The 13422-nt window shown below is 62.8% G+C and carries 12 protein-coding genes and 1 pseudogene; 2 read left to right on the forward strand and 11 right to left on the reverse strand.

Features of this window, described 5'->3' with window-relative positions; all coding sequences use genetic code 11:
• Window positions 1–99: 99 nt before the first annotated feature.
• The 4 genes from F4Y72_01365 to F4Y72_01380 form a co-directional block, all read right to left on the reverse strand.
• Window positions 100–2988 carry a TonB-dependent receptor gene (locus F4Y72_01365; protein MXZ26938.1) on the reverse strand — a complete coding sequence of 963 codons (2889 nt, stop codon included), beginning with the start codon at window positions 2986–2988 and terminating at the stop codon, window positions 100–102.
• A complete protein-coding gene (locus tag F4Y72_01370) occupies window positions 2915–4027 on the reverse strand; it encodes a DUF4880 domain-containing protein (protein MXZ26939.1) in 1113 nt (370 codons plus the stop codon). The genes F4Y72_01365 and F4Y72_01370 overlap by 74 nt, the downstream gene beginning before the upstream one ends.
• Window positions 4024–4641, reverse strand: a complete 618-nt coding sequence (locus F4Y72_01375; protein MXZ26940.1) for an RNA polymerase sigma factor — start codon at window positions 4639–4641, stop codon at window positions 4024–4026. Before F4Y72_01375 ends, F4Y72_01370 begins: the two co-directional genes overlap by 4 nt.
• Before the next feature lie 237 nt (window positions 4642–4878).
• Entirely contained in the window at window positions 4879–5190 is a 312-nt protein-coding gene (locus F4Y72_01380; GenBank protein ID MXZ26941.1) for a hypothetical protein, read from the reverse strand.
• Window positions 5191–5388: 198 nt separating this feature from the next.
• Here F4Y72_01380 and F4Y72_01385 point away from each other — a divergent pair, with 198 nt between their 5' ends.
• Together F4Y72_01385 and F4Y72_01390 are read left to right on the forward strand one after the other, a co-directional pair.
• Window positions 5389–5631, forward strand: a complete 243-nt coding sequence (locus tag F4Y72_01385; protein MXZ26942.1) for a plasmid stabilization protein — start codon at window positions 5389–5391, stop codon at window positions 5629–5631.
• Window positions 5632–5640: 9 nt separating this feature from the next.
• Complete coding sequence (locus F4Y72_01390; GenBank protein MXZ26943.1) at window positions 5641–6066, forward strand: type II toxin-antitoxin system VapC family toxin; 426 nt, start codon at window positions 5641–5643, stop codon at window positions 6064–6066.
• A gap of 218 nt (window positions 6067–6284) precedes the next feature.
• Here the strand turns inward: F4Y72_01390 and F4Y72_01395 are convergent.
• From F4Y72_01395 to F4Y72_01425, 7 genes and pseudogenes are all read right to left on the reverse strand, one after another.
• Window positions 6285–6558 (reverse strand): annotated as a pseudogene (locus F4Y72_01395) (type II toxin-antitoxin system YafQ family toxin).
• Window positions 6555–6755: a hypothetical protein gene (locus tag F4Y72_01400; protein ID MXZ26944.1), complete on the reverse strand. Its 201-nt coding sequence runs from the start codon at window positions 6753–6755 to the stop codon at window positions 6555–6557. The pseudogene F4Y72_01395 and the gene F4Y72_01400 overlap by 4 nt, the downstream one beginning before the upstream one ends.
• Window positions 6756–6785: 30 nt before the next feature.
• Window positions 6786–7289, reverse strand: coding sequence for a hypothetical protein (locus F4Y72_01405; GenBank protein ID MXZ26945.1), 504 nt, complete (start codon window positions 7287–7289; stop codon window positions 6786–6788).
• A gap of 365 nt (window positions 7290–7654) precedes the next feature.
• On the reverse strand, window positions 7655–9019 hold the full coding sequence (locus F4Y72_01410) for a sodium-dependent transporter (protein ID MXZ26946.1): 1365 nt from the start codon (window positions 9017–9019) through the stop codon (window positions 7655–7657).
• The gene (locus F4Y72_01415) at window positions 9016–10560 is read right to left on the reverse strand and encodes a carboxylesterase family protein (protein MXZ26947.1); all 1545 of its coding nucleotides are present in this window, start codon (window positions 10558–10560) and stop codon (window positions 9016–9018) included. The genes F4Y72_01410 and F4Y72_01415 overlap by 4 nt, the downstream gene beginning before the upstream one ends.
• 26 nt (window positions 10561–10586) lie before the next feature.
• Entirely contained in the window at window positions 10587–11762 is a 1176-nt protein-coding gene (locus tag F4Y72_01420; protein ID MXZ26948.1) for a pyridoxal phosphate-dependent aminotransferase, read from the reverse strand.
• Window positions 11763–11778: 16 nt separating this feature from the next.
• A complete protein-coding gene (locus F4Y72_01425; GenBank protein ID MXZ26949.1) occupies window positions 11779–13368 on the reverse strand; it encodes a sulfatase-like hydrolase/transferase in 1590 nt (529 codons plus the stop codon).
• Window positions 13369–13422 lie beyond the last annotated feature (54 nt).

Raw genomic sequence — 13422 nt, forward strand, 5'->3', positions numbered from 1 at the left:
TCAATTGGCCGGCGCCGCTCGCGAAGCACAGATCTCCATGTGCAGATCAGCAACCTGCGCGAGAGATTTCCGGCAGCGATCCGCCGGAAAGCAGAGCCTTTACCAGCGATTCACCAGACGCAATGAGACATAGCGGCCCATCGCGTTCGCGTTTGTTGCATCATAAAGAAGACCCGTCGAATTACCCGCCACCTTGGGTGGGCTTCGGTCAAACAGGTTGGTAACGCTGAAGGTCGCGGAAAAACCACCCAATACCGGCATTGAAGCCAGTTCGGCGCCATCGAGCCGAAGGCTCAGATCCACGGTAGTGTGGGATCTGATCGCCTGCTCCGGATTAATCAAGACATCCACATAGTTGTCCGTGTAGTTAACATACACATTGCCGCTCAACAGGCCTCGGTCGAGTCCGGCCCGGGCACGGAATTGCATGTTTACCGGCCGGCCCGCACGATCGAGTTCGGATCGGAACGGAGAAACCACGGTAACCGCGCGATCAAACTCGAAATAGTACGAAGCGTTGAATCCGACGGAAAGTACACCGAAGCTGGTGGAACGCTGTGAATTGACGGATAGATCCAGCCCCCTGATTCTTTCGAGTCCTATGTTCTGCCGCTGATTGTTGAACAGCACGAGCCCAGGCAAAGCGACAAGCGGATCGTCCACTCCGTGCGCGTAGGGAAGACCGCTCTGGTTGAAGAAGCGAAAGGCTTCCGGCAGGGACGTATTTGCCAGGGCAACGTCGACTAACGCGTTTACCTGCTCGCGGGTCGGCATCCGCGTGATGACGGGAGCATAGATTGCTTCGTTGTTCAGGGAAGCGAAGGCGTCGTTGATGCCCGTGGGTTCGTCGATCCGGTTCTCGTAATCGATATCGAAATAAGAGAGGGTAAGGGTGGTGTTGTCGAGGAATTCGGGTTCATAATCGAGCGAGAGCGTAAACGTTTCCGCTTCTTCCGGCGTCAGGTCGGACGAAGCGCCCGCCAAAACCAGAATCGGCGCAAATCCTCCGGGCGCCATCGGATCGGGGCCCATTCTCAGGATGGCTTGCGCGGAATCCGGCGCAAAATCGAACAGGAACAACGACGGCGCGCGAAAGGACGTGCCCCAGGTGCCGCGCAGGGTCACTTGTTCGCCCGGCGCGTAAATCACCCCTACCTGCGGCTCCGTCGTATCGCCGATGTCGCTGTAATCGTCGTAACGGACTGCTGCATTGATCTCGAAACGGCGCAGTCCGGGCTGATCACCGTCAGTTATGAATGGAAGGCGTAGCTCGCCGTACCCCGAAGATACGTCGCGGTCGATGTCGGTGGTCACCCCGCGGCCATCGAACCTTAGTTCCCTGAACACCTCAGTCCGGTGTTCAATCCCGAGCGCAAACAGAACGTCAGTGGTCCCCATCGTAAGGGCCGTGCCATCGAGATCCAGGCTCAATTGAGTGCTTCGCACGGACTCTTCGCCGGCCGTCTCCCGGTCGCCGAATGAGCCGCCGCTGATTGCCTTGAACCACGAATCACGCTCTCCGTAAGTGCCCGTGAACTGCAGGTTCCAGTCGCCTCTGAAGCCGACCGTCAGACCGGCGGTGCCCCGGAACGAGTCGCCCCGAGTTTCAGTTGCATTGAGAAGCGTGAAGGGGCCCACCGTCCGATTGGACTCGGAGTAACTCTCTTCTTCGGTAAAGATGATGTCGCCCTGCAAACGGATGTTGTCGGCAAGATCGTAATGACCCGCAACAAAAGCGGTTTGGCGATCCCGTTCCGGCAGGAGGTCCCACTCGTCGGCAGTGGGCAGCGACGAGCCAAACGGGAACGGTACGCCTTCGCCTGCGACACCCGCGGCGGTCGCGTCCAGACGGGAGTTGTTCTGATAATCGTAGGCAAGGACAAAACCCGCGTTTTCGAATTCCATGCCTCCAACCACGCTGGCCTGCCGCCGGTCGCCGCCATCGCGACCAAAACCACCATAGACTTGCGCTTCCAGGCCGTCATAGGACTTGCGTGTAACGAGATTCACTACGCCCGCTACGGCGTCGGAGCCGTAAATCGCCGAGGCGCCGCCGGTGAGGACATCGACACGTTCAATCACGGACAAGGGGATGGCGCCCACGTCGAACACCCTGCCGTTGATTGCAGCGGGATAACGGCGCCCGTTTAGCAAGCTTAGAGTGGATTCTGGGCCGAGCCCCCTGAGCGAGATCGCCGTGGTGCCGTCAACATTGGAGTTCGCGATTCGCGAAACACCCGCGGCGTACCTTCCGGATGCGGATATTTCCCCAAGGTTCTGCGGCAGCGCCTCGAGGAAGTCCTCGACGCTGTTCATTCCGGAGTCATAAAACTCGTCGCGAGTGAACGAAACCGAAGGGCTCAGGGTTTCTATTCCGCGGATGCGCGTGCCCGTGACCACGATTTCTTCCAGGGCCAGGGCATCACGATCAACCTCGGGTTCTGCAGTTTCGGCGGTAACCGGCTGAGCCTGCGCCAACCGTGCCGGTTCGACGGTCTGCGCCCCCGCCAGCCGAGGTGATTCGGGCCGAGGATTGTTGCTACCGATCGAAGCTTCCATAATGTCGGCGCTGCGCCCCTTTATCGTTACTGCTTCGCCCACGGTGCTGAATTTCAGGCCGGTGCCGTCGAGCAAGGCCACAAGAACCTTTTCCGCCGTTCCCTCGCCGGTGAAGCCCGAAGTCTCGACCCCTTCAAGCGACCGGGCCGCGACGACAAGTTGCAGTTTTGCCTGTACCGAGAATTCGAGGAGCGCAACGTCCAGAGGCTGCGGATCAATGTCGAATTGCCTGCTCTCGGCGGGTTCGGCCTGCAGGAGCGGAACGGCGCCGAAAACCAGCGATACTGCCAAGGCGACACGAATTAAACAGGATTCACTTTGGCGCATGTTGTTCTCCTCACTAAGGTCTGCCGCATCACTGCCCGGCTTCGCGTGGCCGTTTGCGGATAACGACTTTGTTTTCGTCCACCAGCTGCACCTCAAGATCAAATACGTCCTCAAGGGCCTGCAGCCAGTCGCCGGTCTGGTCCTGAAACACCGATCCGGTAAAGAGCATTTCTTCAATCTCGGCGTCAAGAATCATGATTTCCTTGCCGGAATAGCGGCTCACACCCTCCATGACGTACTGGAGGGGTTCCGCCCGATAGCGCAGAAGCCCGGCCTGCCACTGCGTTGCCTCGGTGGGATCGTTCAGTTCGACCACACTCAGTTCCGTTGGGCCGACCACGGCCTGGGCGCCGACCCCAATCCGCGCGGCCGTCTGTTGACGGTATGACGGCGCGTCTCGCGCACCGGCATGGGCCCCGTCAACCGTGCGCCTGACCTCAACACTCCCCTCGGTCACGGTCACGACGACCCGATTGGCATCGCGGCGCACGTTGAATACCGTCCCCAGCGCCGTAATGGTCCCGGCGCCCGCCATGACGATGAAGGGACGGCCTGCATCTTCCACTACACGGAAAAGGGCCTCGCCGGTTTCCAGCATGACGACGCGCTGCTCAGCGGAAAAGTTCACGGAAAGCGACGACCTGGCCCCCATCGCAATGGCGGACCCGTCGGGCAGCGTGATGCTTTGATGTTCCGCGACCTCGGTCTGGTGGGCCTGAATGGATTCATCCGCCTGCGGCGGCAGCACGTAGAAACGGACCAGCAATACGCCAGCGGCCATCACGGCGGCGGCGACTGCCGCTGTCGCGGAGCGGCGAACCCAGGGAGGCATTGCTGCCCAACGGCCCCATAAGTCGAGCGCCGCGATGCCCGCCGCCGCCCCCGCCTTCCCGGAAGAATCCGCGGCTGCCGGTGCAGGACGAACGCGCTCACGCCCGGGATGTGACGGCACCGGAATGTCCTTCAGATCATCGGCGTAATCCTCCACTCGGCGCGAAAGCCGCTCCACCTCGGCAAACGCCTGTCTGTTGCGCGCGTCTCGGTTGATCCACGCCTCCCATCGAAGCAGTTCGCCAGCGGAAATATCCGGCTCCTGCAATTTCATCAGCCATGCGGCCGCTTGTTCCCGTCTGTTGCTCATGGTTCCTTGTGGGTATCGAAGACCTGGGCTAGGTTCGGATCCGGTGCCGCGGATTCCAGCCTTTCCGCGCAGTGGGCCAGCGCGCGCGCAACGTATAGCCGCACCATGCGCACCGACAGCTCCATCCTCGTTGCTGTCTCCGCAATCGAGAGCTGATGGACCTTGTATAAGAGAAAGGCGGTTCTGCACCGGGGCGGCAACTCCGCGAGCGCCTCCCGGACTATCGCAAGTTCCTGCGCTGCAAGCACCGCCTTTTCCGGGGAGGGGCTGGACTCCTCGGCGCCGACAAACGCGGTCTTGCGCAGTGAGGCGCGACGCTTGCGCTGCTTCAGCCGGTCATTGGCAAGATTGGCCGCCACGCGAAAGAGATAGGCCCGGAAGTGATTGACCGCGTCCGGCTCATTCAGCCCCAGGAGCCTGACGTAGGCCTCCTGAGCTATTTCCCGCGCTTCCTCGTCGGAATGAAGCCGGGCAGCAAGGAACCGCACCAGGGCGGCATTGTGCTCCTCAAAGAGCGAGACTACGCGTTCCCTGGGATCTTTCGTTCCGCGCCCTGATGCCGCCCGAGTAGAGGTCGGGTCATCGACTCGCTCGCTCTGGTTGTTCTTTCGCACGCTCTGACCCTAGTCCCCTTAATACTAAGACGACCGAGCAGCCAATTGGTGCAATGCACAATGCGATGCTATCGAAGCCCCGACAGCCAAAAGCAGACGTCTGGTTCGGACAGGATGAGCGCGACGGCAACTCCGCTCGCGACGGCAATCCCGCGCGCGCCGGGGCGCCTGTGTTTCACGCTTGCCGCTGTGGAACGCTGGTTCACGCGACCCTGCCCGTCTGACTGAAACCGGCGCTCAGCCGTCCTCTTCGGTCTCGGGCGCCATGTTCGCCTGAGCCCCTGCGTCCGCGCGTAGCGCAAGTTGGCCCTCTATTCTTGCGGCCCTTTCGCGCAGACTCACAAGGTCACCGCTGATGTTCTCGAGACGGACGTTGACCTCCGCAAAGCGGCCATTGACTTCCGCAAAGCCGCTGCGAAGTTCGGCCCTGACATCGGCCATATCGCTGCGCTGCTGTGCCTGTCCCTGAAAAACCGCGCCCAACAGAAGGGCTACCGCGGCAATCGCCGCGGACACCTTTCCAGCGCTGATCCATGCGCTCTTGCTCACTGCACTACCCTTACGGCGGACAAACAATACGTTTGACAATATCACAGCAGCGCCACAAGGTCGCGTTGAAATACTCGACAAATCATTCAATAAGGCGCACGCCGCCGTGTTTGTCTTGGTATCCACTATACTTCCCGACTTGATTGCATTGCAATCATCACGTAAATTTGGATTGCCGGACTGTCGGAGCGCATGACCATGGCAAGCATCACGATCCGAAATCTCGACGACAGAGTGAAGACGCAGTTGCGCGTGCGGGCGGCGGGCAACGGGCGTTCCATGGAAGAGGAAGCGCGGTTGATCCTGCGCGAGGCCGTCGGGCGCAAGCCGAGTTCCAAAAACCTTGCGAGTATCGCCCGCTCGTACTTTGGCCCGGACAATGGTGTGGATCTGGAACTGCCTCCGCGCGGTCCGATGCGCGAGCCGCCATCCTTCGATTGAGCGTCGCTCGTGTCTGTGCTGTTGGACACCAACGTCGTGTCCGAGTTGATTCGCAAGTCGCCCCACCCTGCCGTCAATGCGTGGGCCGCCGGCCATCCGCTCGAAGATCTGTTCTTCTCGGCGGTCGGCGAAGCGGAGCTACGCTACGGCGCAGCGATTCTGACCGCCGGCCGGCGCCGGGAAACGCTGATTGCGAATATCGAACGGATGCTGCGCGAGGCCTTCGATGGCCGGGTGCTGCCGTTCGACAGCGATGCGGCGCGTGATTATGCGGAAATTGCCGCCGCGCGCCGCTCGGCCGGGCGCCCTATTACGCCGGCGGACTGCCAGATCGCGGCGATCGCCCGCTCTCGCGGCATGACCGTAGCGACGCGCAACGTCCGGGACTTCGAGAATCTCGGCGTCGAGATCATGGATCCCTGGTCGCCCCCATGACCGGTAGCACCGAAGCGTCCGTTGACTTCCGCAAAGCCGTTGCGAAGCTCGGCCCTGACATCGGCCATATCGCTACGCTGTTGGGCCTGTCCCTGAAAAACCGCGCCCAGCAAAAGAGCGACCGAGGCGGTCGCCGCAGACACCTTCCCGGCGCTGATCCATGCGCTCTTGCTCACTGCACTACCCTGGAGGGAACGGTCATCATTACTGCAACTCCATTAGTTTTGAAAAAGGTCCGCGTGTGTTCCGGTGCGGCGAAGAATCAAAAGGGTCTTCGCTAATCTCGTAAATCAGTATCCAGTCTCCAGCCAGATGAAGATCCCAGGCTTCTTTGAAGTTGCCTGACAACTTGTGAGGCCGGGCCTTGGGTGGTAGTGGCTGGCCCCTCGCCAGGGAATCAACGATGGCTTCAAGCCTTCGGACGTCCCAGCCTCGTTTCTTGAATCTTTTGTAGTCTTGGCGAAATCTCTTCGTGTAGGCAATTTCTCTCATCGGTCCTCTTGATCGGCGTCGCTGGCCGCTTCAAGGTCAGAGAAGACCGCGCGTGCGGACGGGAATCGTTTCAGTTTCTCCGCAGGTTCCGCCAGTGCGTCAATCGTGCCGGCGTTTGGGATTCGCGCGTCAAAGGGCAAGCCCTTGCGCATCACGAGTTGTCGCAAGGACATGCGAATGAATTCGGTGGGTTTCAAACTGCCTCAACCCTGATTGATGCGGAAATGTCATTCATCCGGCACGTCCTCGATGATAACGACAGGCTCGCCACGGTTCCTCTCACTGGCAAGCGGAGAAAGCGTCACATCCACCAAGCGGTAGCCCCCGCCGATGGACACAAGAAGCGAAAGCTCCGGCGACTCGCAGTAGAACTCGATGCGTTGCCGCAAACGAGCATCGTCCACCCACCGGCGAACATCAAGCGGCCTGTCGCCCGGCTCCCATCCCACAGCCTCAGCCATGAACTCCGCCCTGTTCTCATCATCCGCAAGAACACGACCCAACCGCTCGGTGTATCGCGCGCAATCCGCCTCCCTGGCAGACAAATCAGACGGCTTCTCCTTTTCAGGAATCTCGCCCTCCATGACGTTGACGTTCATGCAATCCGCTATCGAACCGCCCTTGGCAATGCAATCCTGAATAGCCTTCGCACGCGCGTCTGCGTCTTCGTCCGCCAACCCCGCATTCGCCAGCAGCGCGACGGCGAACAAGGTCAGCGTCAGTCTCCTCATGGCTCTCTCTCCTCGAAAAATGCCCGGGGCCGGACTCGAACCGGCACGGGGTTTCCCCCGGGGGATTTTCTTACCCGCTACGGCTTTCGCCGCGGGACGCGCGTCGCAACGCGCTCCCTTTGGGGTCTGGACTTTCCCTCTGCCCTATCGCCGTTCCGCGACGTAGGCCGGAGCCGTCAAGTCTCTACACTTTCCCCGTGAAACCGGGGCTTAGCTCGGGATTGCCACCACCTTGCGTGCTGAGGTTTCCCCGAATTTGACTCCTGGTGCATCGGGCGGTTTCCCGACCGGCGCTCAATATCAAGTCCCCTGCGTATACCCATTTCGCCACCCGGGCACAGGCGGCGAAGTTTAGCAAAGTCCCGTCAGCCGGCTGGCAGAACGTCGCGCAGCAGCCCCCAGAGCACGATCAGGATCAGGATGGGCGCCAGCCACAGGAGGGCGCGCCAGATCGTGAGAAGCGAACCGCTCAAGGACGTTTCCACGCGTGCGGAACCCAGCGACCAAAAATAGCCCAGGAACACGGCCAGCAGCAGGGCGTTGACCGGGAGCAGCAGGTTGGCGACCAGGAAATCGACGAGCTGGAAAAGGCCCATCTCGCTGAAAATGCCGCCCAGCGGCTTCACGTCGGCCCATACGTTGAAAGAGAGCACGAAGACCATGCCGACCGGCCAGGTCAGGCATCCCATCAGCAGCGTTGCCAGCGGACGCGAGAGGAACGTGTCCCGCGACAGCCAGGCCACGGCCGGCTCGATCATGCCGAATCCGGTCGTGATCGCGGCCAGGCTCAGCATCACGAAGAACAGAGTCCCCAGGAGCACGCCGCCGGGCATGCCCGCGAACGCGACCGGCAGAGTCTCGAAGATCAGCCCGGGACCGCTGTTGGCTTCCAGGCCCACGGCGAAAACGATGGGGAAGATCGCCATTCCCGCGAGCAGGGCCACCAGCGAGTCGGCGCCGGCAATGATCGCGCCGGCCCGCGGCAGCGACACGCGTTGCGGCACGTAGGCCCCGTAGGTGATGAGCATGCCCACGCCGATCGCCAGCGAAAAGAGCGCCTGCCCGAGCGCCATCAGCACGCCGTCCAGCGTAAGGGCCGAGAAGTCGGCGCTGAACAGGAACGCCATGCCGTTGCCGAAGTCGCCGGCGACCGCGGCCCAGCCCACCAGCAACAGCAGCAGCGCGAAAAGGCCCGGCATCATCAACTTGCTGGCCCGTTCCAGCCCCTTTCGGACCCCGCCGGCGATGACCGCCACGACGATGGCGATGAACAGCCCGTGCCAGAACATGAGACGCCAGGGATCGCTCAGCAGTTCTCCGAAAAGCGCCTGTGAGCCCTCGGCGCTGATGCCCCGGAACGTGCCCTGCGCCGCCAGCAGCGTGTAGTTCAGCGACCAGCCGGCGACGATGCTGTAGTAGGTGATGCCCACCAGGGGAACGAGGATCGACAACCAGCCGATAAGCACCCAGGCGCCGCTTCGCCCTTCGCGCGAGGCCACTTCGCGCATCGTGTGCACAGCATTGCGACCGCCGCGCCGCCCCAGGGCGAGTTCGCCGATCACCAGCGGCAGGCCCAGCAGCAACACCCAGCCGACATACACCAGGACGAAAGCGCTGCCGCCATTGCTGCCGGCAATGTAGGGGAAGCGCCACAGGTTGCCGAGACCGACCGCGGCCCCCACCGAGGCCAGGATAAAGCCCCGCGTCGAGGACCAGGTTTCCGTCTTCATGGCGAACGGCGGTCAGCGGCGCGCTGCGCTCGCTGCCGGTACCGCGCTTCGATGAAATCGAGGCGCTCCCTGGAGACGCCCCGGCGAACGCTGTCCTCAATGCCGAACACGAGCCAGCGGTCGTCTTCCTGTCGGTATTCCGGCCATTGCAGGCGGCTGCCCCCGTTCGGATTGCCGTTGCGCGCGAAGTCGAGCCAATAGCCGAACAGGCGGCCCGCCAGCGCCTGCTGCCTGGCATCGGGCAGATCCGCGCCGGAAAAGAGCAGCCTGCGGTCGTAACCGTGCGGCGCGCCCGGCGAGTCGTTCGGGGGCCCGGCGACGGGCACATCCAGGTAGTAGATCCAGGCCGGGGAGTTCCTGCGCGCCGTCCCCAGCGCCAGAGTCCGCGCGGCAAACAGATAGCGATTGTCGCCGAACAGGCGCTTTATGCCGATATCCGGAGACTTGTCGAAGTCTTCCCGGTAAAGCGCCCGCGCGGCCGGATAGTCCGCGCCCCAGATGCGTTTGTACGCTTCCGTCGATATCCCCGAAACCGGCATGATGATGCCTTCGTAGCTGGTTCCGCCGGTCATGACGGGCACATCGTGCTGTTGGCCGGCCAGGAACAGGATGCCGGGTTCTTCACGCAGCGTGACGCCATCGACCAGCGGCAGGTGAAATCCCTCCACGGCTCTCATCAGCGCCATGGCGTCCAGGGCCCGCAACTCTTCGGCCGTGTCGGCATCGGGAGCAACGTGTTCGATCAGCTCCCGGGCCAGCGATTCCGCTCTCTGCGCCGGATCCAGGTCCATGCCCAGCGGGGCGGGCGTGGGAGCGTTTCCGGTACGCGGAAGGGCCCAGGTTCCATAACCGCTCTGCGCAATGGCGCCGTGGAACAGCCCTCGCGCCGCGTCGTTCGCCAGCAGCATGCTCACCGCCATACCGCCGGCGGACACGCCGAAGACGGTGACCCTGCCGGGATCGCCTCCGAACGCCGAAATGTTGTCCCGCACCCATTCCAGCGCCATGACCATGTCCAGCAGGCCAAAGTTTGCCACCGGGCCCTCCAGCGCCGGATGCGCGAAGAAACCCAGCGGTCCCAGCCGGTAATTGATCGAAACGAAGACGACGCCCCGCGCCGCGAACAATCCGCCCGGCACATCGCTGGAGCCCGCAACGAAGCCGCCTCCGTGAATCCAGACCATGACGGGACGTGCGTCGTCGTCAACGTCGGGCGTCCAGACATTGAGCGTCAGGCAGTCTTCGTCCATTGACCTGGCGGGCCGGACCTGCGGACAGGACGGACCGAAATCGAGCGCCTGGCGAACGCCATTGTGCTTCGCCGCGGCCTGCGGCGGCAGCCAGCGCCGATCTCCCGCCGGCGGCATGCCGTAGGGAATGCCGCGATAAACATGCACGCCATTCTCGACGGTCCCTTCAAATGCGCCTTGCGGCGTTTCAACTACGTTTTCGGCGGGCGCCGCACCAGCCTCCAGCACCCAAAGAAGAACGGCGCCAAGTAAAAGGCGGGCGCCCACCCTGCAGCTGGCTGGAACCTGCATTCTCGTGCCGCGCCGACCGTGCCGTTTTATCTTCGGCGAGCGGTCAAGAAGGCGTGCATGCGATCCATCGCTTCTTCGATCCGATCATAGGGCTCGGCGCCGAAACACACGCGAAGGTGCCCAGCCCCAGCCTGTCCGTAGAACGATCCCTCCTCCACGCAGACGCTGGTCTCCTTGAGCAGCGCCCGCGCCAGGGCAGCGTCGTCCCAGCCGGTTCCGGTAATGTCCGGAAAGGCGTAGATGCTGCCTTCCGGCGCCGGACAGCGCACGCCCGGCATCGCATTCATGCGTTCCACCACAAGGTCGCGGCGGCGGCAGTCTTCGCGCACCATTTCCTCGACCGCCTCCTGGGAACCGGACACGGCCGCGCGTCCGCCCTCCTGGATGAACACGTTGACGTGAGCGATGTCGTTCTTCGAGATCTTCAGCATGGCGTCGATGAACCGCCTGGGCGCCGCCGCGTAGCCCATTCGCCAACCGTCCATCGCGTACGCCTTGGTAAAGGCGAAGTGCGTAATGGTCCGCTCCCACATGCCCGGCAGCGAAGCGATGCTGATATGCCGGGCGCCGTCGAAGACGATCTGTTCATAGACCTCGTCGGACATCACCAGAAGGTCGTTTTCGATCGCGATGTCCGCCAGTTCCTGCAGTTCTTCGCGGGTATAGACGCGTCCCGTGGGGTTGGCCGGGTTGACCAGGACGATCATGCGCGTGCGGAGGGTCAGTCGTTCGCGGATCGCCGCGCCGTCGAGCGCAAAATCCCGCGACCGGTCGAGCGGCGCCGTCACCACCACGCCTCCCGCCAGTTCGATTTTGTTGATGTGCTGCGGGTAATACGGAGAAAGCAGCATGACCTCGTCACCTGGATCCAGGGCGGCCATGCAACTGACGTAGGCCCCGTGCGTCAGGCCGCTGGTCACCAGGATTTCGTTGAGGGCCGCCTCAATGCCGTTCCGGGCGGCCAGCTTCTCCGCCAGCGCCCGGCGAAACGGCTCATTTCCCAGGAAGTCCCCGTAATGCACCATGCCGGAGTCCAGCGCCGCCTTGCAGGCCTCCTTGATATGCGCCGGCGTGTCGAAACTGGGCATGCCCACTTCGAGGTGGATGACGTCGACGCCCCGCGCCATCAGCGGCAGGGCTTCTTCGTACATGCCGAAGCTCTTCTCGGAGCTCTGCACGATCCGGTCTGCGGGCCATTTCATAGGCGAGATTGTCGCATCAGCGGTCCCGGTACACCGAGGCCGGCCGCTCGACGAAAGGTTCGCGCCAGCCGGGGAAGCGGTCGCGGAATATGTGGTTCTGTCCATAGTGCGTGTCGAGCAGGATCGCCTTGGCCGAGCCCCCGCGCCACAGGTCGTATTCCGGCGCCGAATATTGCGCAAAGAAGTCGGTAAGCCGTCCGTCCAGTTCCGCCACCACGTCCGCGTGCGCCGGATCGTCGATGAGATTGCGCTTTTCTCCGGGATCGTCGATCAGGTCAAACAGCGTGTGCGGCTCGCCGGTATCGAACCTCTTCATGTACTTCCAGCGCCCGGAGCGCACGACGCGAACCGTAACGAACTCGAAAAACGCCGTGCTGTCCCATTCCGGTTCCGCGCCCCGCAGCATCGAGGCAAAGCTGCGCCCTCCGGAGTTGCGGATCTCCAGCTCCTCGAGCCCCAGGTACTCGAGCAGCGTCGGGAGCACGTCCACCTGGTTGATGAATTCCTCGCGCACCGCCCCCTCGGGCACCCGTCCGGGCTGCGAGAACATCAGCGGCACCTCCATGTTGACCTCATGCACGGTGAACGGAAAGCTCCAGGAGGTATTGCCCCAGAGGCCTCCGTGTCCGAACCGCGAGCCCTGGTCGGAGGTGTAGATGACCAGCGTGTCGTCGCGCAGCCCCTGTTCCTCTAGCGCTTCCATAAGCCGCCCTACCCCGTCGTCCACCATCGTCGTTTCGGCAGCCGTATTGATCATCGCAACCGGGTTGTTGATCGCGTTGATCGCCCGCCAGGCGGTGGTGCCTTCGCGGACCATTTCGCCAGTCGGGCTCTTGCCCCGTGCCCAGGCTTCCAGGTAGGGATGAATGGGCTCGTGCGGCATCGACGGCGGGTTCTGACGATAGCGCTCCGCGTGCCGGTTGCGGGGCGGGAACAGCACCGTAGGGGGCAGCATGTAGGGCCCGTTGTACGACAGGTACAGGAAGAAGGGCTCCCCGGCGCCCGGCCGCTGCCCGATGAACTCGATCGCCTTGTCCGTCCAGAAATCCGTAAGGTGCTTCTCCACGCGGTAATGCCGGCCGTTGTCGATGACTTCCTGGTCGTAGAAGGTCGTGGTGTGGCCGGACGGGAAAGTCACCCACCACGAGAACCCCAGTTGCGGGCGCTCGTGCCGTCCCAGGTGGTACTTGCCCACCAGCCCGGTGAAGTAGCCGGCGTCCGCCAGCGTCTGCGGCAGGTTGCGGAACTCCTCGATCGCCGACCAGCCTTCCAGCTCCGGCTGCGGAGGCAAGGCCACGTGTATGCCCGTCTGCGAGGGCATCAGGCCGGTCAGCAGGGCGGCGCGCGTTGGCGAACAAACGCCGCTGGCAGCGAAAGCGTGGCGGAACAGCACCCCCGAACGGGCCAGCGCGTCGATATTGGGCGTTGCGATCTCGCTGTTGCCGTAGGCGCCCAGCAGGCGCGCGGCCTGGTTGTCCGCAACGATCAGGATGACGTTCGGACGCTGCGCGGCGGACGATTCCTGCGCGGCCGCGACTGGAAACACCACGGCCAGGAGAAGTGCGAGGCTGGCGAATGCTCCGGCGGGTTTGATGGTGCTCCTCATGCGCCCGGAGAATACCCGCAAGCAATCGCGGAGTGCAAAAAACGGGCGCTAGAA

It is taken from the genome of Gammaproteobacteria bacterium (assembly GCA_009838035.1).
Lineage (GTDB): Bacteria > Pseudomonadota > Gammaproteobacteria > Steroidobacterales > Foliamicaceae > Foliamicus.

What these genes read in the sequence shown, in the direction of transcription:
- F4Y72_01425 (MXZ26949.1), bottom strand. Translation starts at nt 13,368, where the DNA reads ATGAGGAGCACCATCAAACCCGCCGGAGCATTCGCCAGCCTCGCACTT.
- F4Y72_01385 (MXZ26942.1), top strand. Translation starts at nt 5,389, where the DNA reads ATGGCAAGCATCACGATCCGAAATCTCGACGACAGAGTGAAGACGCAG.
- F4Y72_01370 (MXZ26939.1), bottom strand. Translation starts at nt 4,027, where the DNA reads ATGAGCAACAGACGGGAACAAGCGGCCGCATGGCTGATGAAATTGCAG.
- F4Y72_01405 (MXZ26945.1), bottom strand. Translation starts at nt 7,289, where the DNA reads ATGAGGAGACTGACGCTGACCTTGTTCGCCGTCGCGCTGCTGGCGAAT.
- F4Y72_01415 (MXZ26947.1), bottom strand. Translation starts at nt 10,560, where the DNA reads ATGCAGGTTCCAGCCAGCTGCAGGGTGGGCGCCCGCCTTTTACTTGGC.
- F4Y72_01410 (MXZ26946.1), bottom strand. Translation starts at nt 9,019, where the DNA reads ATGAAGACGGAAACCTGGTCCTCGACGCGGGGCTTTATCCTGGCCTCG.
- F4Y72_01420 (MXZ26948.1), bottom strand. Translation starts at nt 11,762, where the DNA reads ATGAAATGGCCCGCAGACCGGATCGTGCAGAGCTCCGAGAAGAGCTTC.